Source organism: Bradyrhizobium sp. BRP20 (genome assembly GCF_020194215.1).
Lineage (GTDB): Bacteria > Pseudomonadota > Alphaproteobacteria > Rhizobiales > Xanthobacteraceae > Bradyrhizobium > Bradyrhizobium yuanmingense.
Window position 1 is genome coordinate 59692 of the sequence record NZ_JADYVY010000014.1, and the last position, 25682, is coordinate 85373.

28 protein-coding genes and 1 pseudogene are annotated in these 25682 nt (G+C 65.3%); 16 read left to right on the forward strand and 13 right to left on the reverse strand.

Features of this window, described 5'->3' with window-relative positions; all coding sequences use genetic code 11:
* The first annotated feature begins 253 nt into the window (after positions 1-253).
* Positions 254-1690 (forward strand): lipopolysaccharide biosynthesis protein, encoded by a 1437-nt coding sequence (locus I6F33_RS27575; protein ID WP_225144687.1) that lies wholly within the window; start codon positions 254-256, stop codon positions 1688-1690.
* A gap of 261 nt (positions 1691-1951) precedes the next feature.
* Complete coding sequence (locus tag I6F33_RS27580) at positions 1952-3493, forward strand: L,D-transpeptidase (protein ID WP_036026748.1); 1542 nt, start codon at positions 1952-1954, stop codon at positions 3491-3493.
* Between the two features lie 29 nt (positions 3494-3522).
* Here I6F33_RS27580 and I6F33_RS27585 read toward each other — a convergent pair whose 3' ends face one another.
* The 3 genes and pseudogenes from I6F33_RS27585 to I6F33_RS27595 all read right to left on the reverse strand — a co-directional run bounded on the left by I6F33_RS27585 (position 3523) and on the right by I6F33_RS27595 (position 5993).
* The gene (locus tag I6F33_RS27585) at positions 3523-4335 is read right to left on the reverse strand and encodes a class I SAM-dependent methyltransferase (protein WP_036026746.1); all 813 of its coding nucleotides are present in this window, start codon (positions 4333-4335) and stop codon (positions 3523-3525) included.
* 89 nt (positions 4336-4424) lie between these two features.
* Positions 4425-4963: pseudogene (locus I6F33_RS27590) on the reverse strand (VOC family protein).
* Between the two features lie 25 nt (positions 4964-4988).
* Entirely contained in the window at positions 4989-5993 is a 1005-nt protein-coding gene (locus I6F33_RS27595; RefSeq protein ID WP_225144688.1) for a tripartite tricarboxylate transporter substrate binding protein, read from the reverse strand.
* Positions 5994-6092: 99 nt separating this feature from the next.
* Here I6F33_RS27595 and I6F33_RS27600 point away from each other — a divergent pair, with 99 nt between their 5' ends.
* The 3 genes from I6F33_RS27600 to I6F33_RS27610 are packed head-to-tail and all read left to right on the forward strand — an operon-like array spanning position 6093 to position 8176.
* Positions 6093-6791 carry a TetR/AcrR family transcriptional regulator gene (locus I6F33_RS27600; protein ID WP_225144689.1) on the forward strand — a complete coding sequence of 233 codons (699 nt, stop codon included), beginning with the start codon at positions 6093-6095 and terminating at the stop codon, positions 6789-6791.
* On the forward strand, positions 6769-7329 hold the full coding sequence (locus tag I6F33_RS27605) for a carboxymuconolactone decarboxylase family protein (protein ID WP_036011690.1): 561 nt from the start codon (positions 6769-6771) through the stop codon (positions 7327-7329). The genes I6F33_RS27600 and I6F33_RS27605 overlap by 23 nt, the downstream gene beginning before the upstream one ends.
* 1 nt (position 7330) lies before the next feature.
* Positions 7331-8176: an SDR family NAD(P)-dependent oxidoreductase gene (locus tag I6F33_RS27610; protein WP_225144690.1), complete on the forward strand. Its 846-nt coding sequence runs from the start codon at positions 7331-7333 to the stop codon at positions 8174-8176.
* 51 nt (positions 8177-8227) lie between these two features.
* Here I6F33_RS27610 and I6F33_RS27615 read toward each other — a convergent pair whose 3' ends face one another.
* Genes I6F33_RS27615 through I6F33_RS27630 form a run of 4 tightly spaced genes read right to left on the reverse strand, consistent with a single transcriptional unit; the run spans position 8228 to position 10793 of the window.
* Positions 8228-8767 carry a DoxX family protein gene (locus I6F33_RS27615; protein WP_225144691.1) on the reverse strand — a complete coding sequence of 180 codons (540 nt, stop codon included), beginning with the start codon at positions 8765-8767 and terminating at the stop codon, positions 8228-8230.
* Entirely contained in the window at positions 8764-9546 is a 783-nt protein-coding gene (locus I6F33_RS27620) for a DNA-binding domain-containing protein (protein WP_225144692.1), read from the reverse strand. Before I6F33_RS27620 ends, I6F33_RS27615 begins: the two co-directional genes overlap by 4 nt.
* Entirely contained in the window at positions 9536-10450 is a 915-nt protein-coding gene (locus I6F33_RS27625; protein ID WP_225144693.1) for a DUF692 domain-containing protein, read from the reverse strand. The genes I6F33_RS27620 and I6F33_RS27625 overlap by 11 nt, the downstream gene beginning before the upstream one ends.
* A 37-nt stretch (positions 10451-10487) precedes the next feature.
* Entirely contained in the window at positions 10488-10793 is a 306-nt protein-coding gene (locus I6F33_RS27630) for a DUF2282 domain-containing protein (protein WP_036026732.1), read from the reverse strand.
* 308 nt (positions 10794-11101) lie between these two features.
* Between I6F33_RS27630 and I6F33_RS27635 the strand changes: the two genes are divergently transcribed.
* The 4 genes from I6F33_RS27635 (at position 11102) to I6F33_RS27650 (ending at position 15530) form a co-directional block, all read left to right on the forward strand.
* A complete protein-coding gene (locus I6F33_RS27635; protein ID WP_225144694.1) occupies positions 11102-13192 on the forward strand; it encodes an adenylate/guanylate cyclase domain-containing protein in 2091 nt (696 codons plus the stop codon).
* Positions 13193-13252: 60 nt separating this feature from the next.
* Positions 13253-13840: a HutD family protein gene (locus I6F33_RS27640; RefSeq protein ID WP_225144695.1), complete on the forward strand. Its 588-nt coding sequence runs from the start codon at positions 13253-13255 to the stop codon at positions 13838-13840.
* A 104-nt stretch (positions 13841-13944) separates the two neighbouring features.
* Positions 13945-15150: an adenylate/guanylate cyclase domain-containing protein gene (locus I6F33_RS27645; RefSeq protein ID WP_225144696.1), complete on the forward strand. Its 1206-nt coding sequence runs from the start codon at positions 13945-13947 to the stop codon at positions 15148-15150.
* 56 nt (positions 15151-15206) lie between these two features.
* Complete coding sequence (locus I6F33_RS27650; protein WP_158284442.1) at positions 15207-15530, forward strand: hypothetical protein; 324 nt, start codon at positions 15207-15209, stop codon at positions 15528-15530.
* A gap of 181 nt (positions 15531-15711) precedes the next feature.
* Here I6F33_RS27650 and I6F33_RS27655 read toward each other — a convergent pair whose 3' ends face one another.
* The 3 genes from I6F33_RS27655 to I6F33_RS27665 form a co-directional block, all read right to left on the reverse strand.
* Entirely contained in the window at positions 15712-15891 is a 180-nt protein-coding gene (locus tag I6F33_RS27655; protein ID WP_036011671.1) for a hypothetical protein, read from the reverse strand.
* An 86-nt stretch (positions 15892-15977) separates the two neighbouring features.
* Entirely contained in the window at positions 15978-16184 is a 207-nt protein-coding gene (locus I6F33_RS27660; RefSeq protein WP_050991724.1) for a hypothetical protein, read from the reverse strand.
* Positions 16185-16278: 94 nt separating this feature from the next.
* A complete protein-coding gene (locus I6F33_RS27665; RefSeq protein WP_109145166.1) occupies positions 16279-16647 on the reverse strand; it encodes a rhodanese-like domain-containing protein in 369 nt (122 codons plus the stop codon).
* Between the two features lie 176 nt (positions 16648-16823).
* Between I6F33_RS27665 and I6F33_RS27670 the strand changes: the two genes are divergently transcribed.
* Positions 16824-17621, forward strand: coding sequence for an adenylate/guanylate cyclase domain-containing protein (locus I6F33_RS27670; RefSeq protein WP_225144697.1), 798 nt, complete (start codon positions 16824-16826; stop codon positions 17619-17621).
* A 56-nt stretch (positions 17622-17677) separates the two neighbouring features.
* Here the strand turns inward: I6F33_RS27670 and I6F33_RS27675 are convergent, their stop codons facing one another.
* Positions 17678-18226: a TetR/AcrR family transcriptional regulator gene (locus I6F33_RS27675; protein ID WP_225114033.1), complete on the reverse strand. Its 549-nt coding sequence runs from the start codon at positions 18224-18226 to the stop codon at positions 17678-17680.
* Between the two features lie 283 nt (positions 18227-18509).
* Between I6F33_RS27675 and I6F33_RS27680 the strand changes: the two genes are divergently transcribed.
* From I6F33_RS27680 to I6F33_RS27695, 4 genes are all read left to right on the forward strand, one after another.
* Positions 18510-19229 (forward strand): hypothetical protein, encoded by a 720-nt coding sequence (locus tag I6F33_RS27680; RefSeq protein WP_225144698.1) that lies wholly within the window; start codon positions 18510-18512, stop codon positions 19227-19229.
* Positions 19230-19290: 61 nt separating this feature from the next.
* Complete coding sequence (locus I6F33_RS27685; protein ID WP_225144699.1) at positions 19291-20247, forward strand: oxidoreductase; 957 nt, start codon at positions 19291-19293, stop codon at positions 20245-20247.
* A gap of 116 nt (positions 20248-20363) precedes the next feature.
* The gene (locus tag I6F33_RS27690) at positions 20364-20813 is read left to right on the forward strand and encodes a lipocalin-like domain-containing protein (protein ID WP_225114035.1); all 450 of its coding nucleotides are present in this window, start codon (positions 20364-20366) and stop codon (positions 20811-20813) included.
* Positions 20814-21198: 385 nt separating this feature from the next.
* Positions 21199-21996, forward strand: coding sequence for a carboxylesterase (locus I6F33_RS27695; protein WP_225144700.1), 798 nt, complete (start codon positions 21199-21201; stop codon positions 21994-21996).
* A gap of 46 nt (positions 21997-22042) precedes the next feature.
* On the opposite strand, the gene I6F33_RS27700 is transcribed toward I6F33_RS27695, so the two are convergent.
* The gene (locus tag I6F33_RS27700) at positions 22043-22969 is read right to left on the reverse strand and encodes an MBL fold metallo-hydrolase (RefSeq protein ID WP_225144786.1); all 927 of its coding nucleotides are present in this window, start codon (positions 22967-22969) and stop codon (positions 22043-22045) included.
* 150 nt (positions 22970-23119) lie between these two features.
* Between I6F33_RS27700 and I6F33_RS27705 the strand changes: the two genes are divergently transcribed.
* A complete protein-coding gene (locus tag I6F33_RS27705) occupies positions 23120-24043 on the forward strand; it encodes a LysR family transcriptional regulator (RefSeq protein ID WP_225144701.1) in 924 nt (307 codons plus the stop codon).
* Positions 24044-24163: 120 nt separating this feature from the next.
* Positions 24164-25105 (forward strand): Ku protein, encoded by a 942-nt coding sequence (locus I6F33_RS27710; RefSeq protein WP_109145160.1) that lies wholly within the window; start codon positions 24164-24166, stop codon positions 25103-25105.
* A gap of 76 nt (positions 25106-25181) precedes the next feature.
* Here I6F33_RS27710 and I6F33_RS27715 read toward each other — a convergent pair whose 3' ends face one another.
* Positions 25182-25451 (reverse strand): hypothetical protein, encoded by a 270-nt coding sequence (locus tag I6F33_RS27715; RefSeq protein ID WP_225128734.1) that lies wholly within the window; start codon positions 25449-25451, stop codon positions 25182-25184.
* Positions 25452-25682 lie beyond the last annotated feature (231 nt).

A 25682-nucleotide genomic window follows, 5' to 3' on the forward strand; every position in this document is an offset into this window, starting at 1 on the left:
GTCGGGCGACGTTTCGCTATCATTGCTTCTTTTCTGTGATCGCGCCCGCTCCTTCAAGGACAGGGCAAATTTAACGCTAACGCGCGATAACCGCGTGCTCGCTCCATTAGCGATCCGATTTGCAGGGTTATCCGGCTATCCTTGACTTGTCCTTGACCTATCCTTGGCAATGCCAGCGGCGAGCCCCGATTGTCGCACCCAATCGTCTTAACGATCCGTTAATCCTGATGGCCGCCCACGGTCCCGTGCTCGCATGCTGAACCGCCATTTCTCGATCTATCTCGTCGCCTACATCCTGCCTGCGGCGGTGGGCTTCTTCGCCGTCACGGCCTATACGCGGCTCCTCAGCCCGGCGGAGTACGGCGTCTATGTCGTCGGCATCAGCCTTGCCGGGATTCTGGGCGCGATCTTCTTCGCCTGGATCAAGCTGTCGGTGTCGCGCTATCAGGCGATGTCGGCGGAGGTCGATTTTCGTGGCACGGCAATCGTCGCCTTCGCGCTCACGGCCGCGGTGCTCTGCGCCACCACTCCGCTGGTTGTCCTGGTCCGCAGCGATCTCAGCGTCGAGCTGCTGCTCGCCAGCATGTTCGTCGCGATCATGGCCAATGCCGTCGATGTCGGCCAGGAGTTCGAGCGCGCCAAATTGCGCCCCTACCGCTTCGCGGCGATCTCGATCGTGCGCAGCGTCTCCACCGTCGGCTTCGGACTTCTCGGAATCTGGCTCGGCTGGGGTGGATTGGGGCTGCTCGCCGCATTCGGCCTGGGGTCGCTCGCCGGCATCATCCTGAACCTCGTCGGCGACCGCACCGGGATCGCGCGATTCCAGCGCAGCCAGTTCATGCAGCTGGCGCGCTACGGCCTGCCGCTGACGCTGGCGGGATTGTCCGTGGCCGTCTATTCGGCCTGCGACCGCCTCATTGTCGCTTATCTGCTCGGCAAGGATGCTGCCGGCATCTTCGGCGTTGCCGCCGATCTGCCGCGCCAGTTCATGGTGATGATCGCATCCAGCGTCGCCGCGGCGACCGTGCCGCTGGTGTTCCGGTCATTGTCCGAGAACAACGGCGAGACGACGCGGGAGCGCCTGACCGAAAGCCTCGAGCTGCTGCTCGTCGTGGTGGCGCCCGTTGCGGTCTGGCTTGCGCTTGCGGCGGACCAGGTGGCCGGAACGCTCGTCGGGATCGACTTCCGCGCCGGCGTCTCGGCCCTGTTGCCGACGCTGGTGCTTGCGCGCTTCTTCGGCATCGCCAATCAGTTCTACGTGCAGATCAGCTTCCAGCTCGCCGAGCGGCCGTTCATGCTGGCGACGCAATCTTTCCTCACGCTGGTGATCAGCGTGATCCTGATGTTCGCGCTGATCGGCGGCTACGGCCTTTACGGCGCGGCGCTGGCGACCTTGGCGACCGAGGCGATCGGCTTCCTCGTCGCACTCGTCCTGATGCATCGGGCCCATCCGGTTCCGTTCGAGCTCAATCGCCTCGCCGGCGTCGCTGCCTCCGCGGCCGCGATGGCCGCCGCGATCCTGATTGCGCGGTCGCAAGTGGGCGGCACCGGCCTCGTGCCGCTCGTCATCGTCAGCCTCGCCGGCGGCCTTGCCTATGCCGCCGCGGCGTGGCTGCTGAATGTTGCGAACGTGCGAACGTTGTCGCTGCGTTTCCTGCGAACGTTGAACCGCAAGGCTCTCGGCGTCTAGCGAGGGACTATCCGCGCGTTCGTACGGTTGCACCAAAAGGTGATCCGGACATTCTGCCGCAGCGATCGAGGCAGCTCCGGACCGCCCCCGGCTGAAGGCCGCCTTCCGCCTTCGCCAACCCTCGTATATGAGAGATTTGTCGTCCGAACGTACCGAATCCCGCCACAGACGGAACGTAAGGCGACTGCAATTTCTTAATGCAACGATTCCAATCTGACACGTGAGCGATACCAGCCGACTGGCAGCTCGACCGAGGATGGCATGAAAAACCGATCGACGACGGCGCAATCCATCAGGGCGGTGGGGCGCCGGGGGCCTGCCGGAATCATGGCGCTCGTGGCGGCGGCGACCCTTGCGGCGGCCACCCCGGCGATTGCGGCCAAGCAGCAGCGCCAGGTGGCCGAGGCAGTCGCGCCGCGGGTGGCCGGCGATCCGGTCATGGCGATCGTGTCGATCAAGAGCCAGCAGGTCACTTTCTACGATGCCGACGGCTGGATCGTGCGCGCGCCGGTATCGACCGGCACCACCGGACGCGAGACGCCGGCTGGCGTCTTTGCCATCCTCGAGAAGAACCGGGAGCATCGCTCGAGCCTTTATGACGATGCCTGGATGCCGCACATGCAGCGCATTACCTGGAACGGCATCGCCCTGCATGGCGGACCGCTGCCCGGCTATGCCGCCTCGCACGGCTGCGTGCGAATGCCGTTCGGCTTCGCCGAGAATGTGTTCGACAAGACCTATATCGGGATGCGCGTGATCGTCTCGCCGCATGACACGGTCCCGACGGAATTCTCTCATCCCTCGCTGTTCGTGCCAAAGCCGGAGGCCATCGCGGCCGTGCCCGGCCGGGCCGACAAGCTCTCCGCCGAGGCGGAGGAGGCCACAAGGGCGGCCGACGAGGCCAAGAAGGCTGCGTCCGCCGCCGCGAAGGAAGCCGCCTCGCTCCCGGCCGCGTTGCGCAAGCTGGAACAGCAGAAGACCCGCGCCGATGCCGAGCTCGCCTTCGCCGACAAAATGCTCGCAAATGCCAAGACGGATCAGGCCCGCGCCAAGGCCGAGGAGCTGAAGCAGAAGGCAGCAACCAAGGCTGCCGACGCGGCGACGCAGCTCGAGGCCGCCAGGGCCGCCGCGCAGCCGAAGCGCGATGCGGTGGCTGCGACCAAGGAAGCCGCGAAGACCGCTGCGGCCAGAAAGACCGAGGCCGTGAAGGCGGCGACCGACGCGAAGCTCGCGGGCGAGCCGGTCTCGGTCTACATCAGCCGGGCGACGCAGAAGCTCTATGTGCGTCGGAACACGCACAAGCCGGCGCCCGACGGCGGCGGCGAGGTGTTCGACACCAGCATCGAGGTCCCCGTCACGATCCGCAATCCCGAGCAGCCGATCGGCACGCATATCTTTACGGCGATGGCGAAGACCGGGACGGGCCTGCGCTGGAGCGTTGTCACGATCGAGAACGGCGATGAGGCGCGCAACGCACTCGACCGCATCACCATCCCGCAGGACGTATGGGACCGCATCGGACCGACCGCGTTGCCGCGTTCCTCGATCGTCGTCTCGGACGAGCCGCTGAGCAGCGAGACCAATTACCGCACCGAGTTCGTCGCGGTGCTGAGCAACGAGCCGCAAGGCGGCTTCATCACGCGCAAGCCGACCGCGCCTGCCATGATCGCCAGCGATGACGGCTGGGACAACGGCTTCGGCTTCTTCTACCGCGATCCCTACGTCCAGCCGGCCAACCCGCGCCGGCGCAGCCAGTACCAGTACTATCAGCCGGCGCAGCCGTTCCAGCGCGGCTTCTGGTAAAGGACGCGCCGCCTCGGCCAACGCCCCTGCTACGGGCGGGCCTCGATCACGATCGCCTGGATCTTGCCCTCCACCGGACCGGATCCATGGCGGGCCCGGATTGCCTCCGCAACCGTATCGGTCGCAGCCTGAAGCTTGCCGGCATCCCGTGCCTCGATCTCGCTGCGCAGCGGCGTGCCCTGGCAGAGCGCAATGGCGACATCTTCGGCTAAAGGCGCGCGGCTGATTTCGGATCGGGTTTCGATCGAGATGTCGCGGAAGCCAGCTCGTTCGAGATCGCTCCTGATGACGGCCTTGTCGTGATAGCCGTGCGGCGTCCGGACCATGAAACGCGGCGGATCATTGGGAAACAGCTTCTCGAGCGCGACCGTTGCTTCATGCGTGAGCGCATTCTCCTCGATGCGATCCCAAACGTTGAACACGAACGTGCCGTCCGGCTTCAGGACGCGCCTGACCTCGCCATAGGCCTTGATGCGGTCCGGAAAGAACATCGCGCCGAACTGGCAGCAGACCACGTCGAACTCGGCGTCGCCGAAGGGCAGGGCCATTGCGTCCGCCTGGCGCCAGGTGATGCGATCGTCATTCGCCTGGCGCTGCGCTGCGACCGCGAGCATCGGTTCGTTGAGGTCCGTTGCAACGTATCGAACGCCGCGCGGCAGCGCCGCCGCCACGGCACGCGTCACCGCACCGGTGCCCGCTGCGATCTCGAGCAATACAGCGGGAGAGCGTGCGGCAACGCGCCTTGCGATGTCCTCCGCATAGACGGCGAAGATCATCGGGACCAGATACTCGTCGTAGATTTTCGGAATCGAGCCGGCGAAAACCTTGTCAGTGTCGGGCATGCTAGCCTCGCTGAAGGTTCGGACACGAGGCCACGTTACCATGGTTTCCCGCAAGAGCCAGCAACGGCGTACATTGCGGGCAATCGGTTCTACGATCTCCCGCCGCCGACCTCGCGGATCGGCCGCGTGCCGTCCCAGTTCAGTGCGGCCTGCCGCACCTTCTCGAAGAACGGGCCCTTGGTGCCGCTGATGTCGGAGATTTCGATCACCGTGCCCGGATGCGCCTGCGTGTCGAGTAGGCAAAGCGTCCCTTGTTGCCGCCGATCTGGCCCTCATGGCCGATCCGATAGCCGAGCCCGAGCGCCTTGTCGTAGAGCGCCTGATAGTCGTGGCTCCAATACGACATGTGCTGGAGCCCTTCGTGCCCAGCATCAAGGAATTCCCTGTAGAGCGAGGGCGCGTCGTTGCGCTGCTGGATCAGCTCGATCTGGAGATCGCCGGAATTCGCCAGCGCAATGCTCATCTCGACGGCCGAATCCCGGCCGCGATGCCGGAACCAGTCGGTCTTGACCCGGTCCATGTAGTACCAGGGGCCGACGCCCATCACCCCGATCCAGTGCTTCATCGCGGCGTGGATGTCCCGCACCACATATCCGTTCTGGCGCACCGCGCCGAAGATGCGGCTCATGCCCGCGCTCCTGTCGTCAGCTTGCTCACTTGACCTCGATGCCCGCGTCCTTGGCAACCTGCTTCCAGGCCGTGATGTCGCGCGCGTTGATGTCGCGTTGCTCCTCGCCGGGCACGAATTGCGGGGTGATGCCGAGCGCCAGCAGCTTCTGCTTCACGACCTCATCGCCAAGGGCCTCCTTCAGGGCCGCCGACAGCTTCTGCGCGATCGGCGGAGCCACGCCGGCGGGCGCATACATCGCCCATGACAGGCTGCGGTCGAACGCGACGCCCTGCTCCTTGTAGCTGGCGATTTCGGGCAGGCTCGGCGACCGCTCGCCGCAGGCCGCCAGCGCCTTGATCGAGCCCTCCTTCACCAGCGGCGTTGCGGTGGCGACGTCGAGCGTCGCCAGGGAAATGTGGCGGCCGAGCAAATCGCCGGCCAGCTTTGCGATGCCGTTGAACGGCACGTGGTCCATCTTGATGCCGGTCTGCTGCATCAGGATTTCCGCGCAGAATTGCCCGGTCGAGCCGACGCCCCAGCTGCCGTACTGGATCGGCTCGCCCTTCTTGGCCAGCGCGACCAGACCCTTGATGTCATTGGCGGCAAAGTCCTTGGTCGCCACCAGCATGATGGAGGAGACGCCGACGCGCCCGATCGTCGTGAAGTCCTTGATCGGATCGTAGGGCAGTTTTGGATAGATCGCGGGCGCCAGCACATGCGTGGTCATGCCGCCGACGGTGATGGTGTAGCCGTCATTCGCGGAAGTCGCGACCATCTGCGTGCCGATCGTGCCGGCGGCGCCGGTGTGGTTCTCGATATAGATGCTCTGCCCGAGCGTCTTGCCCATCCTGTCCGCAAGCAGCCGGCCGACTACGTCGCCGCCGCCGCCGGCCGCGTAAGGCAGCAGCATCCTGATCTTGCGGGTGGGGTAGGCGGCAGCATCCTCGGCGCGGGCGGACGGCGCCGCTGACAAGATCAGCAGCAATGATGTGACGATGCGAAGCGCTGCGATGGTTTGCGCGGGCAAAAGGCGAGCGTGGCTTGCCATGGCATTCTTCCCCAATTGCTCTCCGCTTATCGAGCGGAGTTGAAACGAACGATCGTTCGTACGGTTGACTAGCGAACGAGCGTTCGTTAGTCAAGCAGCATGGCTGTCGACACCTCCAGCGCGGCTGAAGCGGCTGCGCCCACGACGCGCGAGCGCATCCTCGCCGAAGCGCTCAACCTGTTCGCGCAGAGCGGTTATGGCGGCGCCTCGATGCGCGAGCTCGCGCGCCGCGTCGGCATCCGCGAGAGCAGCCTCTACAACCATTTCCCCGGCAAGGCGGCGATCCTCGAGGCGATCGTCAGCGAGCATGGCCCGGCCAGCTCGGCGAGCCGGCTGGAGGAGCCGCGCTACAAGCAGCTGGCGCGGCAGCCGGCGGAGTTCTGCCGGCAGTTCGCGCTCGACCTCGTCGAGCAATGGTCCGATCCGCGCGAGCACCAGTTCCAGAAGGTCATCACCGCCGAGCGCAACCGCGTGCCAGGCATTCGCGCCAAATTCGCCGATCATTTCTACGCGCGCGAGCAGAGCCTGATGACGGATTATTTCCGCGGCTTCGCGCTCGCCGGCCTGATCTCGACCACTGATCCGCGCGAGACCGCGCGGCTGTTCGCCGCCGGTCTGATCTACATCCGCCTCGAGCATTACGTGATGGGCGCGGTGCCGTCGCCGCGGCCGAAGGTGATCGAGGCGATCGACCGCTATCTCGCCTTCTTCCTGTCGCTGATCGCGGCAGGTCAAGACGCCGACAACAAGAAGCAAAAGCCCAAGGGAGAAATGCGTGGCAAGGCTGCCCCTGATTGATCCGGAGACGACGAGCGGCGACATTCGCGCCTCGTTCGACCGCATGCCGGTCAAGCTCAACATCTTCCGCATGATGGCCCATGCCGAGGCCAACATGATTCCGGCGATGCGGCTCGGCAATTCCATCCTGCACAAGCAGAAGCTCAGCGCGGTCAACCGCGAGCTTCTGATCCTCCAGTCCGCCCAGCTCGAAGGCGGCGCCTACGAGTGGCGCCAGCACGTGCCGATCGCGCTCGGCGTCGGCTGCACGCAGGACCAGATCGACGCCGTCGAGCGTAGTGACTACGACGCCGCCGGCCTGAGCGAGGCCGAGCGCGCGCTGCTGAAGTTCGGCCGCGAAGTGGTCGAGAACGTCCGTGTCCCCGAGACCATCTTCGCGGCCGTGCGAAAACATTTCAGCGACCAGGAAATCGTCGAAGCCATCGTCGCGCTCGGCTTTTACATGATGATGGCGCGCCTGACCGAAGCAACGGAAACCGATCTCGATCCCGCCGCTGGCATGAAGGTCTATGACGGCGGCAAGAAGCCAGGCGGCTGAGATGGCGGACACCGAGAGCAAGCCGGAGCGTTACATTCGTCCGCCGAGCGCGGAATCATCCGGAGAAGCGCCGGGCAGGGGGCGCCTCAAAGGGCGCCGCATCCTGATCGTCGGCGGCGGCCAACGCGTGTTCGACGCAGCGAGCGATCCAATCGGCAACGGCCGTGCCATGAGCATCCTGTGCGCCCGCGAGGGCGCCAAGGTCGCGGTCGCCGATCTCAACCGCAGCTCCGCCGAACAGACGGTGAAGCGCATCACGGATGAAGGCGGCGAGGGTTTTGCCATCGCGGCCGACGTCACCTCGGAGGCCGACGTCGTCCGCATGATCGACGAGGCGCGCCGCGCCATGGGCGGGCTCGACGGCATGGTGCTGAACGTCGGCACATTCGGCAAGGTCGGGCTCGATGCCGTCAGCCCCGAGGAGTGGAACAAGATCTACGACGTCAATGTCCGCGGCCCCATGCTGTGCTGCCGCGCCGGCTTGCCGAAATTCGACGATGGCGGCGCCATCGTCTTCATCTCCTCCATCGCCGCGCTGAAGGCGGGCTCGCAGATGGCGGTGTACGATTCCTCGAAAGCCGCGCTCGGCGGTCTGATGCGCAACATCGCCCATCTCGGAGCCCGCCGCGGCATCCGCGCCAATCTCGTCTATCCCGGACTCGTCGACACCCCCAACGGCCGCGAAGCCGGCGCCGGCCGTCCCTCCCGCGGCAAGGGCCACATCCCGTTCGGCCGCCAGGCGACAGCCTGGGAGATTGCCTATGCCGTGCTGTTCTTCCTCTCGGACGAAAGCGTCTACGTCACCGCACAGACCCTCGCAGTCGATAGCGGCCTGAGCGGGATGTAAGTGCTCTTCTGTAGCCCGGATGGAGCGCAAGCGTAATCCGGGACCGATGCCTCACCGCGCAACCTGCCCCGGATTGCGCTGCGCTCCATCCGGGCTACGGATGCGGCAGATCAGATGATCGAGCGAGATGTGCCCCGGCCCGTAAGCCATGAGGGCAAGTGCCATCGCTGCCCAGGTGAGATGGATCGGCCAGCCGTCGGGCACCGTGAGCTCGACGATCACCGTCATCACTAGCAGTCCGAGCGCTGCGAACCGCGTGCCCAGCCCCAGCACCAGCAGGATCGGGAACATGATCTCGCCGGAGCCCGAGAGAAAGGCCATCACCGTCGGGGCCGGAAAGTGATAGGGACCGCCGGGCAGATGCAGCATGAATTCGTCGCTGAACAGCGTTACTGCCGTGTCGTTGAGCCTGAGGAAGCCGTCCCATTTGAGCAGGCCCGAGCGCCAGAACGGCACGGCCAGCGCGAGGCGCAGCACCAGCTGGACCAGCGATGGCATCGCGAGCGCCTGCATCAGATGATTGGCTCTGTCGATGAGTGCTCCGGGCGACGCCAGGCCGCTGGCGGGCGTCATGGGCTGCTCCGTGATCATGATGGGTCTCCGCAACAGAGCGAGGTGAAGGCGCCGGCTTCGATCAGCCCGGCAATGTTCGCGGCGATGTCGAATTCGCTTGCCGCCTCCAGCGCCGCCGCCGCGGCTTCGCCGAGCGGCCGGCCCGACATGAGATGGTGCGCGAAGACCGCGCCGCCGGGTGGAAGGCGGCGCACGGCGACGTCGAATTCGCCTCGCGTGATCAGCGCATCCTCCGGTGTCGAGGCATCGATCCGCATGACCGGTGCGTCGCCGCGGTTGGCCGCAAAGATCGTCACGGCAGCGTAGTTCGAACGCAGGCACCGCGCGGCCGGGTGCGGAATGAAAACCAGATCAGCCAGGCGGTCGGGCGTCACCGCCGAGAGCCGGGCCGGCGACAGCGGGATGGCGTCGGCGGCGTGATAGGCGTCGAGCCAGGCCCGCTCGAGACGCGCGACGTCGCCGAGCCAGGGCAGATCTTGCGCATGCTCGTAGGCTTCGATGAAGTCCGGAAAGTCGCAGCCATATTCGAACAGCAGCGGCGATGTCGGCGGATTGCTGCGCACATGCAAGCGCGCCATCGCGCGGAAGAAGTCGACGCCGGTGATGCGCTGCACCGCCGGATAGATCGCGGCGAGCGCGTCGATCAGGCTGACCGTGACGTTGTTGCGGTAGACGTCGTAGCGCCGGCCAGCGGCCTTGCCGTTCGGGCCGGTCACGAGCTCAGGCGTGCTGCGCGCCGGATCCAGCAGCGCCGGCGCGAACGATGCGGCAAAGCACAAACCTGGTTCAGGCGGCATGACGCTCTCCTGCCGGCACGGCGGACTGATGGCGATCGAGGATCGCCTGGGCGGCAGCGGCTTCCGCTTGCAGCACCGGCCAGTCCGGAATCTTGCTGTCCCATTCGATCAGCGTCGGCACCGGCCCGCGGCGGCGGATCACGATCTCGTAGAGTTTCCAGACGGCGTCGGCCACCGGGCCATCGTGGCTGTCGATCAACAGAAGGTCACCTTCGTCGTCGGCCTGCTCGGCATGCCCGGCGAGATGAATTTCCTCGACGCGCGACAGCGGGAAATCAGCGAGGTAGTCGAGCGCAGAATATCCATGGTTGGCCGCAGAGACGAACACGTTGTTGACGTCGAGCAGCAGGCCGCAGCCGGTGCGCTCCGCAATGGCGCGGATGAATTCGGTCTCGTGCATGGAGGATTCGCGGAAGGCGAGATAGGTCGAGGGGTTTTCCAACAGCAGCGGTCGCCGGATCGCCTCCTGCACCTGATCGATGTGATCGCAGACGCAAGCGAGCGTCGCCGCGGTATAGGGCAGAGGCAACAGATCGTTGAAGAAGCTGGTCTCGTGCGTCGACCAGGCGAGATGCTCGGAGACCAGCGCCGGCTGATAGCGCGCGACCAGGCCGCGGAAGCGCGCCAGATGCGCCTTGTCGAGCGGCCGGGGTCCGCCGATCGACATGCAGACGCCGTGCAGCGAGAGCGGATGATCGCGGCGGATCGCCTCCAGCGCGCGATGCGGCGGCCCTCCCGCGCCCATGTAGTTCTCGGCGTGGACCTCGAAGAAGCCGCGCCGATTCTTTGCCTCGAGGATTGCCGGGAGGTGCTCGGGCTTGAAGCTCGTCCCGGCAACGCCGCCGATCGGCGTTGCGAAGCGGAGCGGCAGCGCTGCTGGCGGGGCCGGCTTGATCGTGCTCATCGTGCTGCTCCGTTCGCGCTTGCCGTTGCGCCGGCCGTCAGATCGGCTTCAGCGAACCCTTCTTGCCGCCCGGCAGCTCGATGCTGGTGCAGGTGCCGCCCTTGACGAATTTCCAGGCATTACCCTGGTAGTCCACGGTCGAGGTGCCCTGGCAGGTGGTGCCCGGTCCCGCCGCGCAATCGTTCTGGCCTTTCAGTGCGACGCCGAAGCACTTCTCTTTCTTGGCGGCGACGGCGGCATCGGCTTCGGCCTTGCTCAGGGGGGCGGCGGAGGCAAGGGTCGCGAGCGCGGTCGACACCGCACCGGCGAGGACGAGGGAGGTGACGGTATGTTTGGCAGACATCGAGGTTCTCCTGTTCGAATGGTGCCGCCCGGCAGGCGAGCGCGCATGATCTCCTTCGTTCCGCGCGCCGCTCGTGTTACGGCGGGCTGCTCACGAAACCGTGAGATCGATTGGATCGGGCGCACGGTCGGTGCGCTTGGACGGGATTAGCGGGCAAGTGGGTGCCCAAATCCAATGCCTTGGCGCTATCGATACGTTAGAGCGAGAGCATTGGATGCGTCCGACCAAACTTGGCAGAGGTAACGGACGGTAGGAAATCTGCGTAGGAAGATGACAGGAGTCGCGCCCACCCAAAGGCGGATAAAACCATGAACGTCGATCCCGGACGCCAGCTGCGCGCGATCGCAAGGATGACGGTCAGTATCCGCCTTGCTGTCTCCGCGCTGGTCCTCGCCGCGATCCTGCTGACCGCGGCGCTCTCCAGCCTGCTGTGGTGGCGCACCGCGGAGGCCGCCAGCCGGCAGCTCGCCTCGACCATCAACGAGCAGATCGTCGCGGCGGTGCGCAAGGAGGTCTCGGCCATCGTCGACGAGGCGCGCGCCGCGCACACCGCGATCCGCACCCTGTTCCTCCAGAACGTGCTCGACACCCGCGAGGCCGACAAGCGCGAATTCGTCTTCCTCTCGCAATTGCAATCGCAGGCCACGATTTCCTGGGTCGCGTTCGGCTGGCCTGACGGCTCCTTCTTCGCCGCGCACAAGCTCGGCGATCGGCGCCTGGAGATGATGGAGATCTCGCTGACGGACCATCCGGGCGAGCGCCGCGTCGACGAATACGACGTGGTGCCCGGCGACATCGAGTTCGCCAACCGCCGCTTCGAGCCGACCGATTTCCGCGTCGCCGATCAGGCCTGGTTCAAGGCCGGCCTCGGCGCGGGCGACCCGCAATGGTTCAGGGTGATGGACCACGCGACCGGCGAGCGGCCGTCGATCGCCTTCGCCGGCCCGATCGACGTCTACCAGGAGCGCCAAGGCGTGCTTGCCGTCATCATCGAATATACCAGGCTTGCGCGCTTCCTGTCGCAGCTGGAGGTCGGGCGCACCGGCACCGCCTTCATCGTCGACGGCAGCGGCGAGCTCGTCGCAGCGCCGGACAAGGACGCCGACGAGCTCCATCCGGCGCGTGGCGACACGACGCTGCTGCCGCTGGCGCGCGCAGCGCTCGACCAGGCCGGGGAAGCCGGCCGCAAGGAGGCCTGGCGAAGCCGGCTCACCTCGGGCGGCGCGGCCTATGAGGTTGCGCTGACGCCGCTGCCGTTTCCGGGCTGGTCGCTCGCGACCGTCATCCCCGAGGCCGAATTTCTCGGGCCGGTCGAGACGACATTGCATCGCCTGATCCTCGGCCTCGCCGTCGGCGCCGTGCTCGCGGCGCTGGCCTCGGCTATGCTGGCGCGGTCCGTCATTGCCGCGCCGCTGTCGCGCGTCGTCGGCGAGCTGCGCCATGTCGAAGCCTTCGCGCTGGAGCAGGTCCGTCGGCATCCGTCGCGGCTCAAGGAGATCGCAAGCCTGTCGGGTGCGATCGCGGAGATGGCGGCCGGCCTGTCCGCATTCCGCAAGTTCATCCCGGCGGATCTCGTCCGCGGCCTGCTGCGCCAGGGCGTCGAGGCGAAGCCCGGCGGCAGCGTTCAGGAGCTCAGCGTGATGTTCATCGACATCGCCGGCTTTACTGGATTGTCGGAGCGGCTCGGTGACCGCGTCGTGCCGCTGCTGTCGAGCTATCTCGACCTCACCTCGGAGATCATTGTCGCCAATGGCGGCACCATCGACAAGTTCATCGGCGATGCCGTGATGGCGTTCTGGGGCGCGCCGCAGCCGCAAGGCGATCACGCCGCGCGATGCTGCCGTGCCGCGCTCGCCTGCCGCAAAGCGATCGACGAGTCGGGCCTCGTCGACGATCTCGGTCAGCCGCTCCAGATCCGCATCGGCATCAATTCCGGCCGCATGCTGGTCGGCAATATCGGTTCGGAGCTGCGGCTGAACTACACCGTGATCGGCGATGCCGTGAATGTCGCGAGCCGCCTCGAAGGCGCCAACAAATCTTACGGCACGCAGATCCTGGTCGGCGCGGCGACCGAACGTCTGGCGCGCGGCGCCGTCGTCACGCGCGAGGTCGACAGCATCGCGGTCTACGGACGCGAGGAGGGACTCTCCGTTCACGAGCTGATCGGGATGGCGAACGAGATGGCGGTTGGCAGCACCGGCTGGATCGCCGACTACGAGCGCGGACTCGCCACCTATCGCGCCCGCCGCTTTGCCGACGCGCTGGCCGATTTCGAGGCGGTGCTGAAGCAGCGCGGCGACGATCGCCCAGCCGAGCTGATGCGGGACCGCTGCCGTCGGCTCGCTGCAGCTGCGCCCGACGTCAGCTGGCGGCCTGTGGCGGCATTGGCGTCGAAATAGCGACATCATCCGGCTACAAACTCTGGTACATACTCCGACTTTCCCGGACGAGCTCAAGACATGAAGGCAACGCTGCTCAATCCTGAAAACTACACCCGCTCGCCGTGGAAGAACGGCGCCGGCGTCTTCACCGACATCGCGGATGCGCATCGGGCCGATGCGCCGCGGAAGGACTGGGACAGCCTGCTCTGGCGCTTTGCGTCGACGCCGATTCTTGCGTCCGGTCCGTTCTCCCACATGCCCGGCATCGACCGCTTGCAAATGGTCGTCGAGGGCCGCGGGCTGGTGCTGAAGTCGCCGACGCAGGAATTCGACGAACGTGAACCTTTTACGACGGTGCGGTTCACCGGCGAGCTCAAGATCGTGACCGAGCTCGAGGCCGGTCCCGTCGAGGTCGTGAATCTCATGGCGCGGCGCGGTGCGGCCGAGATCGATCTCCTCGCACTGAAGCAGCCCGGCGATCACCGGCACCTCGCCGCCGGCACGCATCTGGTCTACGCCCCGCGGGGCGAATGCCGCATCCGCCTCGACAATGAGGAATTTGCGATTCCCCGCACCGGCACGCTGAAGCTCGAGCTGGCGGAGCCGTCGCAGCTTGCGCTCGTCGCGGGTCTGGCGGTGCTGGGGTCGATCCGGCTTCTGGTCTAGAACCTCGGACCGATGCGCACAATCCATGCAACTGGCCAGGTTGACGCCGCCCGGCCGGCACACGATATCTGCTTCGCTAAAGATGCCAGCTTGAGGGGCAGAATATGAATGCGCCAGACACATACGCCCCCACACTGGCCGACGGCGTCATCGACTGGCTGACCAACGGCACGCGCGACGAGCGCTACATCGATAATATCTTTGCGCAGATGTGCATCCGCCTGCAGCAGGCAGGCATCCCGCTCAAGCGATCGACGCTTCACGTGATGATCCATCATCCGCAATGGCTGGGTGCCCGCATGATGTGGTCCGACGGCAAGCGCGAGGCGGAGATCACGCTGGCCGACTATGACGTTCGCGAGCGGTCCGAATATATCGGCAGCTCCGCCAACGAGATCCATGACGGTGCCGACGAGGTCCGCGAAAAGCTCGAACAGGATTCCTCGCTCGGTCGCAAACATGCCCTCTATGACGACATGCGGTCGCTGGGCATGACCGACTATGTGGCCTGGCCGCTGCTCCACACGCTCGGCAAGCGCCACGTCGTGACCTTCGCCACTGATCGTCTCGGCGGTTTCGAGGATGTCCACATCGCCGGCCTGAAGAAGCTGTTGCCGGTGTTGGCGCTGGTCAGCGAGATCCGCATCAAGAACCGCCTGGCGCGCACGCTGCTGGAGACCTATGTCGGCTCGCATGCCGGCGAGCTGATCCTGGCCGGCGCCACAAGGCGCGGCACCGGCACGACGGTGCGCGCCGCGATCATGATCTGCGACCTCAGGGACTTCACCAAGATCTCCGACAATTGGCCGCGCGACGACGTCATCGACCTTCTCAACGACTATTTCGACGCGATGTCGGAGCCGATCGCGCGGCACGGCGGCGAGATCCTGAAATTCATCGGCGACGGACTGCTCGCGATCTTCCCGCTGCATCAGCCGAACGCCTGCGCCAATCTTCTGCGCGCGGTGGCCGAGGCGAGGGGAGCCATGGCCGCGCTCAACGATCGGAACAGCGCGACCGGCCGCGCGCCGCTGAACTACGGCATCGGCGTCCACGTCGGCGATGTCATGTACGGCAATATCGGATCGGCCCAGCGGCTGGATTTCACGGTGATCGGCCCGGCCGTCAACATGGCCTCCCGCCTGGAGGCGCTGACCAAGACGCTCGGCAGGAATGTGCTGCTGTCACGCGATTTCGCCGAGCTTGTCGAGAAGGAGTTCGCATTGGAGCATGTCGGCCGGCACGAGGTGCGCGGCTTCAACGCCCCGATCGAGCTCTATGCCTATCCGGCTCGCGCTATTTCCGGTTAGTTCCGGGGGCGTTCGGCAGGGCCTGTTGGCCCCCCTGGGTCTGCCTGGCCGGATCGTTGTCGCCCGGCCTCATCGTTGACGACTTCGCCGGTGCATTGGCGCCGCCGTTGTTGGCGTCCGACGACGTATTGAGGCTGGAGGCGCCCGCGCCGGTCGTGCCGCCGGTGCCGGTCGAATTGATGCCGGAGCCCGTCCTCGACGGCCCCGCGCCGCTTTGCGCGAAGGCGGAAGGAGACGAGGCGAGCGCCGCGATGAGCCCTGCTATGACGAGTGCTTTCATGTCCGCTCCTGTGCTCGGCCTGGTGCATGATCCGGACCCGGAGGGCCGCGCAGCGCAAAGTGCGCAGCGGTTTTCCGAAAAGATCATGCTCAAACAATAACCTGGAGCGCGATGACGGTTCATCCTAATCGCATCGCGCTCTAGGCGGCCCCGGCCCGGCATCCGGGGGCGGGCTTGAGCCGGGGCCGCCATTTGCCGGAATGGTGAGACGCCGGCGAAGGGCCAATGCGCGGGAACGCGTGGTCGTTCCAAATTCGATGGGGCGCCGCAAACCCGCTGAACTAGGCTGACCAGCGGTCCTGCTCTTCCTGGTGGGCTTGCTCGTTCAGCCGGTCGGCGATCTCGTCCGCAATCTGCTCGGTCTCGGCCGAGGCCACCGGCTCGCCCTTGTGTGTCTTCAGCTTGTCCTTGTCGGCTTCGATCGGAAAGTCGTCGGGTGTCAGTCCGGTCGTCTTGTTCATGGTGCGCCTCACTGTCTCCAGTTGGGGAAAACACACGTGAAGGGCCGATCGTTGCTACGAAGATGAAGCCGCTGGACGAGGCGGCGTCAGGCGCCGCCGACTGCCCGCGTGATGGTGCCGCTCCCGCCGCAGGTGGCGCAAGGCGCGCCGTCGATGCGTCCCTTGCCGTGACAATCGGGACAGACGTCGTCGCCGGTGCCCTTGGTTCCGGGCGGAGCTTCGTCACCGGGATTGAGCGCTGCTTGCGTGGGAATCTTGGCGTCTTGTGCGTGGGCAGCCTTGGTCTTGGTCATCTGCGCCTCCTCGACAACACCGCAACGCGCCTTGCCGCAGAAAGTGCCAATCGGAGTTCGCAGCGCAGTCAACGGAACCGCGCCGCTGTTCTCGCTACTTCTCGACTGCGCCCGTCCAGTCCTTGAAGCCGCCGACGTTGTAGACGTTCTCGTAACCCATATCCTTCAAGAGCTTGCCGGCCAGCGCCGACCTGCCGCCGGATGCGCAATAGAGGATGACGGTCTTGTCCTTGTCGAACGCCTTGTCGTGATAGGGCGACTCCGGGTCGGCGCGAAACTCCAGCATCCCGCGCGAGACGTTCACGGCGCCGGCGATCTTGCCGCTGGCGGCGACTTCCGGCGCATCGCGAACGTCCACGACCAGCGTGTTGCCCTTGTTGATCATCTCGGCCGCCTGCTCCGAGGTGATCTTCGGGACCGCCGCGTTCGCAGCTTCCAGCATTTGCTTGACACTCGTTGCCATAAATTCTCTCCGGATTTTCTTCTGCCGCCCCATAGGAGGATAGCACATCGATCTGGACATCGCTCCTGGATAAGCTTGTCCCGCCGGAGTCAGAGGCCGGAGGTCCGGTTGCCAAGGCCGGATTGTCCGACTAGCCTTGCCGAAGCTACGCCCAAACGGTCTCTGGCCGCACCTTCATGCCCAAATTTCTCCGCATCGGTGTCCATCAGTCCAACGTCTCCGGATACACCTCAAAGGCGTGGTGCGTCAGACGCGTCGGCGCGGCGGTCTTCCTGAAATGGGGCGCGGTGGAGGTGCAGGGCGCCGGCGCCGGGCGCAAGGTCTACTGGTCGCGGTCGCCGCAGGAGAAGACGATCCGTTGCGGCACCGCGCAGCGCGCGCAGGAGTACACGAAAGCCGCGATCGCGCGGCGCCGCAATCACCGCTATGAGCAGCTGACCGGACCCATCGCGAACCGGCGCCGGTCGGCTGCCCGCGCCGCCGAGCTCAAGCAGGCGCTCGCCACCATCCTCATCGTGGACATCGTCGGCTCCACGGCGAAGGCAGCCAAGCTCGGCGATGCGCGCTGGACCAAGGTGATAGGCCATTATTACGCGGCGGTCCGCAAGGAGCTGAAGACGTGCCGCGGCAAGGAGGTCGTGACCACGGGCGACGGCGTGCTGGCGACCTTCAGGAAACCCGCTGCCGGCATCGCCTGCGCGGCCGCGATTCAGAAAGCCGTGCGCACGCTCGGCCTCGAGATCAGGGTGGGTCTCCACGCGGGCGAATACACCATCAGCGGTGGCGAAATGGTCGGCCTCGCGTTCCACATCTGCACCCGGGTTGCAGCGAAAGCACGCGCGGGCGAGGTGCTGGTTTCGAGCGCGGTAAAGGAACTGATGGCGGCGCAGTCCGCAATCAACCTGAGGGATCATGGCCAGCACCGGCTCAAGGGGGTGCCCGAAAGGTGGCGGCTGTACCGGGTGGAGGGCTGAGGGCATCGCGGCGCAATAAGCCTTGCGAGGCTGCGCCTCAGTCACAGCCCCTGGATTCAAGCTTCCGCCTTCATGTTTGCGAAACGGTCCCGCAAATAGGCGGCGAAGGGACGCCTTCCCTCATCCTGGCTCCAACTGTCGATCGCAAGGCGAAAAGCTCCGATTGAGACCATCGCGACTATGCGGAGTGCCGTTCGCCGCTTGGGCTGCGGCCACATCGTGCAGAGCGCGTCGAAGACCGCCTGTTCCTGTTGGGCGTATTTGGTGGCCTCGCGGGCGCGAAGCGTCTCGTTGGTGCGGATGAACCGGTCGATCTCCATCATTTGTTTCCGGGCCTGGACGTCCTCGTAGGACGCCGTGAGTCTGACCAGTGCATTCTTCACCGCTTCGAGCGGCGGCTGCTTGGTCGATTGCTCCAGAACGGCGCGCCCTATGGCTTCGGCGAGACCGCCCTGCCAGGCCAGGATGATGTCTTCCTTCGACTTGAAATAATAGAAGAAGGTCCGACGCGAAATTCCCGCTGCCTCCGCGATGGCGTCGAGCGTCGTCGCCTCATAGCCGTTCCGAAGGAAGAGCCTCAGACCGGTGTCGGTGATCCGTCGCAACGTTTCGCGGCGCTTTTGCTCCCTCAGTCCCTCGCTTTTCGGTGATGGGTCGTCTCCGTCCTGTTTCGACACACAACGGCCTCATTCAAAATTACACTCAGTGCGATAAAATTCCGCATCAAGTGCGAAATTACTGCATGTGAGGCCGGCCAGCAAGGCTCGGGCCGATTCGAGGCGTCCAAGACCAGCGAACTGGATTAAGATGACTGCAGACAGGGACGGCCCGGCGAACGACCGGGATGCCGATGCTTCGCGTTGCGATTTCCACGATGCCGAGGCCGGTTTGCTGCAAGCGGCGGCCGGGAAGGACCAGCGCACGCGCAGCTCCGGCAACATCGAGCTTCTACGCCGCAATCCTGCCGGTTACGTCGCCTCCAGCCATCGCCAGGGCGCGCCGCACCGGCCTCGCCGTGCAATCAGCAGACCTCGCAGGAGCCTGCAATCCGTCCCCCGGACGATACATGACGCGCGAGCCCGTCATGCCGGCGAGCAGCGCCTCGACGGCGCCGTGCAAGGCTCGCCAAGGGAACGTGACCAGCGTCGATTTGTCGCTCGGACCCTCGCGCGCGCGGTGAAGGCCATACGTTCGCCGTATCTCGGCAATTTCGGCGTTCTCATCCTGCTGTGTGCCATCTCGTTCCATCCCTGCTTCGATCTGGCGAACGTCGTTTCGAACAGCTTCCTCTGTCTCGGTGCGAAGGCGGCGTTCGCCGCGACCGTCAATCTCGTGGTGGACGACTGGACCCCGACGATCCAGGCCTTTCTGGCCGGCCGCCTTCTGCGCTGGATTGGCCTCAGCCTTCTGCTCGCGCTGCTCCCCGTGCTGACCGTCATCCGCGCCGGGACGCTGGCCAAGCTGCGGGCGCTAGCCGCCCTCTTGCTTGTCCGGCTGCGCGGGATCCTCAGAACTTCGCTGCGGCCACTGAATCGCGCAGCGCGGGAGGGCCGCGGCGCAGGTGTCGTTCACGAGAAGGTCAACAGGCTCGGGCGGCACAACGCTTGAAAATTACACTAGGTGTAATTTAACTGGCCCGATGTGATGTTGTGCCGTGGGAGATGGCCCGATGCCTGGTTGGAGTGCGAGCGATATTCCGTCCCAGCGGGGGCGTTGCGCCGTTGTCACGGGCACAGGTGGCCTGGGTTACCAAGATGCGCTGGCGTTGGCGCGTGCGGACGGCGAAGTGATCATTGCCGGTCGCAATGCCTCGAAGGGAGCAGACGCCGTCGCGCGGATCCGATCCCGTCAGCCCAACGCGAACGTCCGGTTCGAACGGCTCGACCTTGCGGATATTCATTCGGTGCGGGCCTTCGGCTCCCGTTTGCGTGGCCAACGGGACAGTCTCGACCTGCTCGTCAACAATGCCGCGGTCATGATGCCCCCTGTCCGGCAAGTAACGGCCGACGGGTTCGAAATGCAGTTCGGCACGAACCACCTCGGCCATTTCGCGCTGACGGCCGAGCTTCTGCCGCTGCTGCACAAGGGCGTCGAGCCGCGCGTCGTCACCGTGTCCAGCCTGGCAGCGCGCAGCGGAGCGATCGAGTTCGACAATCTGCAGGCTGAGCGTCGCTACCAGCCGATGCCGATCTACAGCCAGTCCAAGCTTGCGAACCTGATGTTTGCGTTCGAGCTGCAGCGACGCAGCCGGAGGTTCGGCTGGGGCATCACCAGCGTTGCGGCCCATCCCGGCGTATCGCGGACCGACCTCATTCCGAATGGCGCCGGCCGGATGAGCCTTCCCGGCCTGGCGCGGACCGCCCTCTGGTTCCTGTTTCAGCCGGCGGCGCAAGGTGCGCTGCCGACGCTGTTCGCGGCGACGTCGCCGGACATCGTCCCCGGCGGCTATTACGGTCCGGACAAGTTCGGCGAAATCCGCGGTTCGCCGTCCGTGGCCCGCGTGCCGCCGCAGGCCGATGACGATGCGGTGGCGTCTCATCTGTGGGATGTCTCGGCAACACTGACCGGCGCTCGCTTAGCGACGGAGTCGTCCCGCACCCAGGCGAGGACGGATCTGTGCACTTGAAGCGGCCTCGCGCAGGTCCGCCATTCCGAGGCCCGGCGGCCGCGTAGAAAGACGAAGCAGAGGACTCCAACATGACCCGTCGAAATCTGGTGCTGATCGCTTTGGGAGTTTGCCTGATGAGTGCTCCAGTCCACGCTACGCCGCCGAACAAGGTGCTCGGCACCTGGAGAATGGTCTCCGCTCAGATCGATCCGGAAGGAAAGAACCTGCCGGCCTATGGCGCGCGGCCGAACGGGCTCCTGACCTTCACGCCGGACATGCACTTCATCGAGGTGCTGACCGACTCGGACGTCCCGCGCTTTGCCTCCAGCGTGCGGGGCGAGGGCACGGACGCGGAAAACCGCGCGGCCATGGCCGGCAGCATCGGCTTTTTCGGCACCTACACGGTGGATGAGAACGGCGAGTTCAGCGGCAACAAGGTCGAGGGCTGCACCTTTCCGAACTGGATCGGCAGCGTTCGGACGCGGAAGGAATTGCGTCTGGTGGTCGACGGCGACGTCATGACCGAGAATTTTGAACGACCTGACGGCACGAAGATCCGCATCACGTTCGAGCGGGTCCGCTAGCGCCGTTCACGCCGACGGCGTTACCTTCGGCTCCGGAAAGGGGCAGGGCGATCGCATATGGGAGCGATCTCGCCTGTGGCCATTCTTCGAGACGCCCGCCGTTAGCGGGCGTTGAAGGACGAGGCGCGCGCTCAGCTCGCGCAAAGCACCATATGCAATAGTCCTGGGAGAGGGGCTCGGCCCGACCGTCGCCGCCTTGATGTTGACATTCAGCTTCAACCTGCTGACGAGTCGGGGGCTTGGCGAATCCGCCAAGCTGATGCTGCAGGGTGCGATCATCGGCCTTGCAGCGGCCGCATATTCGGCAAGGCGCCAGTCATGATTGCCTCGATATCGGAACGAGAACGGATGCGGCCGCAGCCGCGATGACAACAGGAGAGATGACATGACCGATGTGATGGCTGGAGCCGAACCATTCTTCATGCAGGGCAAGGGGCCTGCGGTCCTCGTGCTCCACGGCTTCACGGGAACGACGCAAAGCATGCGGTATCTCGGCGAAGAGCTTCACCGGCGCTTCGGCTTCACCGTCAGCGGGCCTCGCCTGCGGGGCCACGGCACCTCACCGGACGACATGGAAACGACCGGCTATCTCGATTGGCTCGCGTCGGCGGAGCAGGCGCTTCACGAGCTGGCTGGGCAGGGCACCAAGGTCTTCGTCACCGGCCTGTCCATGGGAGGCACGCTGACGCTCAACCTAGCCGCACGTTTTCCGAACATCGTCGCAGGCGCCGTGCCGATCAACGGTGCCGCCGGAATCTTCGATGGCGCGATGGCCGAGCTCGTATCGGACGGCGCGGCGCCGAAGCGCGTTCCCGGCATCGGATCGGACATCAAGGCCGCCGGCGTCAAGGAGCTGGCCTATCAGGAGGTGCCAGTCGCTTGCCTCCGGCAGGTCCACGTCCTGATTGCTGCGACCGAAAGCCTGCTGCGCAAGGTCAGCTGTCCCACGCTCGCCATTCATTCCAGAGAGGACCACGTCGTGCCGGCGGCCAATGGCAAGCGAATCGCGCAGGAGGTCAGTTCCAACGACGTGCGCCTGCTTTGGCTCGACAATTCCTATCATGTCGCCACGCTCGATAACGACAAGGATCTGATCGTAGAGCGCTGCGGACGATTCATCTCGGAAATCGCCGGGGGGCGCCTGGATAGAACAGCGCTTCTGCATACGGCGGTCGTAGAATGATGGGCTTGAGATCCTACGATAGCCGCTTTCGCATCTTCGGGCTGGCTCAGCCTTCGAACCGCCAGTTCGCCGGCACCCAGCGATAGCCGTCGTCCGTCTTCCTGATGTTGCCGATGCCCGGAAACGGGAAATGGAATCCAAGCACCGGGATGCGGTCCGTCGCAGCGCGGTCGAACAAGCGCCTGCGCGACTGCAACGCGGTATCGGGATCGAGATCCGGCCCGGGCCGCCAGGCATTGTCGATGTTGAGTAGGGGGCTATAGGCGGCATCGGACGTGATCAGCAATGCTTGCGCGCCGGAATGCACCAGGATCGCCGACATGCCCGGCGTGTGGCCGCCGGCGGCGATCGTCGTTATGCCCGGCAACAACTCGCCGCCCGGCCGGTACAGCACGGCAGACTTGGCGACGGGCGCCACGCTTCGCTTGATATTGGCGATGAAGGCGCGCCGGAAATCTTCCGGCATGGGCAGCCGCGACAGGTCAGGCTCGTTACGGATGAAGAACGCAAAATCGTCCTCGGGAAGATGGACCGTCGCGTTCGGAAAAGCGCTCGATCCGTCGGCGCGGCTGAGATTGCCGACGTGATCGGGATGGGTATGCGTGATCACGATGGCGTCGATGTGCTCGGGCTCCACGCCGATCGCCGCAAGATTGCGGAATAGATGTCCGCCATCGGGGCCGAGCGTTTGCGCTGCACCTGCCTCGATCAGGATTCTCCTGCCACCGGTTTCCAGCAGAAGCGTGTTCAGGTTGAGCCTGAAGGTGTCGGTCGGCAGGAACGCATCGCTCAGCGTCCTGCCGAGTTCCTCCGCCTGGGCGGTGTGGGCATAGATGCGCGGATTGCCGCTCAGCGTGCCGTCGCTGACGACGGTTGTCTTGATATCGCCGATCCGAAAACTGTAGTGGCCGGAATTGGCCCTGCCAGCAGGCGTTTGCGCGATCGCGGCCGGCATGCCCAGCAGCGGCGTCATCGCTCCGGCCGCGCCGCCTGCGAGCATTATGCGGCGGCTGATGTTCAGATGTGATGGCATACGGCTTCTCCGGCCTATCGCGGTGGGGTCTGTGTACGATGATCTGGCATCATCCACAAATGTCATGATAGAATTTACATTATGCGTTCGATGGATTTGGCGAAAGTCGACCTCAACCTGCTGGTGGTGTTGCATGCGCTGCTCGAGACCGGCAGCGTCACGCGCGCCGCTGAGCGTCTCGGCAGCAGCCAACCCGCGATCAGCCGTGCGCTGGCAAAGCTGCGGCGCCTGTTCGGTGACCGGCTGATGGTGAAGGCGGCAAGCGGCATGACGCCGACGCTGCGCGCCGAGGCGATGCGCGAGCCGCTGGCGACCTTGCTCGGCGGCGTCGAGACATTTCTCCACAAGCCGAAATTCGATCCTTCCGCCACCGACCGCGTCTTTCGCATCGCGACGACCGATTATGGGGCGCTCGCCATCCTGCCCAATGTCGCCGCCCACTTTGCGCGCGAGGCACCCGGGGCGGCGATCGAGGTCGTCAGCTTCTCGCGTGATGTGTTCCGCATGCTCGCTGACGGTCAGGTCGATTTCGTGCTGTATGCCGATAATCCGGTATCCGGCTCGTTTCGGGCGCGCGAGCTGTTCCGCGAAAATTTCGTGACGCTGGTCCGGCAAGGGCATCCTTTGCTCAAGCAGATGCGCGGGGCAAAGGACGTGCTGCCGATCAAGCTGTTCACGGCCTGCCCGCACATCGTGGTCAGCATTTTTGGCGGGCAGGGCGGGCCGATCGATACCGCATTGGCCGAGCGCGGCTACAAGCGGCACGTCGCGCTGCGTGTTCCATATTTCGCAACGGCCGCGGTGATCACGGCTGCGTCGGATTACCTGGTGACCATGCCCTCGCGGGCGGCCCGGCAGCTTGCGCCGCGGCTCGGTCTCGTGATGCTGAAACCGCCGGCGCAGGTGACGCCCTACGGCTATCGCCTGCTCTGGCACGAACGAAGTCACGACGATCCCGGCGCGGTCTGGTTGCGCCGGCTGGTGGTCGATTCTGTCAAGTCGGGCGCCGCCTAAACCAAAACATGGAGCAAGACGCCGCAAAGCGTGCTCGTCATGAATGTTGCTCCCGATGTCGGAACCCGGGCCGGCCGTTCGTCTTGAATCCAAGCCGCCTCGAACCGGAGTTCTGCGTAAATGGCCCCGCGCGCCAATTGGAAAGGCTTCCTGAGACTGTCCCTCGTCACCTGTCCCGTGGCGCTCTATCCCGCTACCTCCGAGAGCGAGAAGATCTCGTTCAACCAGCTCAACCGGCAGACCGGCCACCGCATCAAATACGTGAAGGTGGACGCGGAGACCGGCGACGAGGTGACGAACGAGGACATCGTCAAGGGCTATGAGCTCGAGAAGGGCCAATACATCGAGGTCTCCAAGGAAGAGCTCGAGGAGATCGCGCTGGAGTCCACGCGCACCATCGAGATCGACGAGTTCGTCGACAAATCGGACATCGACGCGCGCTATCTGATCCGCCCCTATTACATCCGGCCCGACGGCAAGGTCGGCCACGACGCCTTCGCGGTGATCCGCGAGACCATTCGCGAGATGAACAAGGTCGCGATCGGGCGCGTGGTGCTGACCAACCGCGAGCACATCATCGCGCTGGAGCCGATGGACAAGGGCCTCGTCGGCACCCTCTTGCGCTACCCCTACGAGGTGCGCAGCGAGGCCGAATATTTCGACGACATCCAGGACGTGAAGGTCACCAAGGACATGCTCGATCTCGCCCGGCACATCGTCAACCAGAAGGCCGGACGCTTCGCGCCCGAAAAGTTCGAGGACCATTACGAGACCGCGCTGATCGACCTGATCAACGAAAAGCGCGCCGGCAAGGTGATCCGGCCGAAGGAGCGGCCGAAGGGCGAGAACGTCGTCGACCTCATGGAGGCGCTGCGGCGGAGCGTCGGCAAGGAAGTCGGGAAGCAGGCCGCGCCCGCGAAGGCGGACAAGCCGGCGAAGAAGCCGAGGAAGGCGGCGGCCGGCCAGAAGGAGATGCTGATGCCGATCGCCGGCAAGAAGGCGGCCGCCAGGGAGACGTCCGCGAAAAAGCCGGCCGCAGGGGCGCGGCGGAAATCGGCATGAAGCATCCCGTGACGCCGGACTTAAATCGAAAACACGCCCTATGCCGCTTGGTACGCGAAGGTCCTAGTCGCAGGCCTCAAAGGCCCTCGTCAGGGCACTCCGGACATGTATCGCCGATCGTATCGAGGACATCGTTGATCTCCGCGACGGCCTGATCGGCAGAGACGCCGTCCGGCGGATCCTGGCGCGCAAGCGCGACCGCGCGATGGCGCGCGTGCGGGTCGGCGCGATCCCTGGCCCAGCCGTGCTCCTCGCATTCGCAGATCGCGCCGGCCTCGTGCAGCACGTGGGTGGCCCATCCCCGTAAGGTCCGGATCGCCGGCCGTCTTTCCCTGGTCATCAGCATGCGAGATTGCTCCTGCGGGACGAATCCGTGCCGCCGCCACATCGTTCCGGGCTGTTAACACGGGTCAGAGATTCCCAAACGGCAGGGCTGGGCTTGTCCACGTGTTCCGGATGAAGGGGAGCGCGCGTTGTGACGCAGCGTCTGTATGCGTTGCAAGCACCCAGCAGAGCCAGGCAGGTTTCCTCCTGAGGAACCCTGGTGCTGAGAGGCGGCTTATGTCGTCATCGGTTT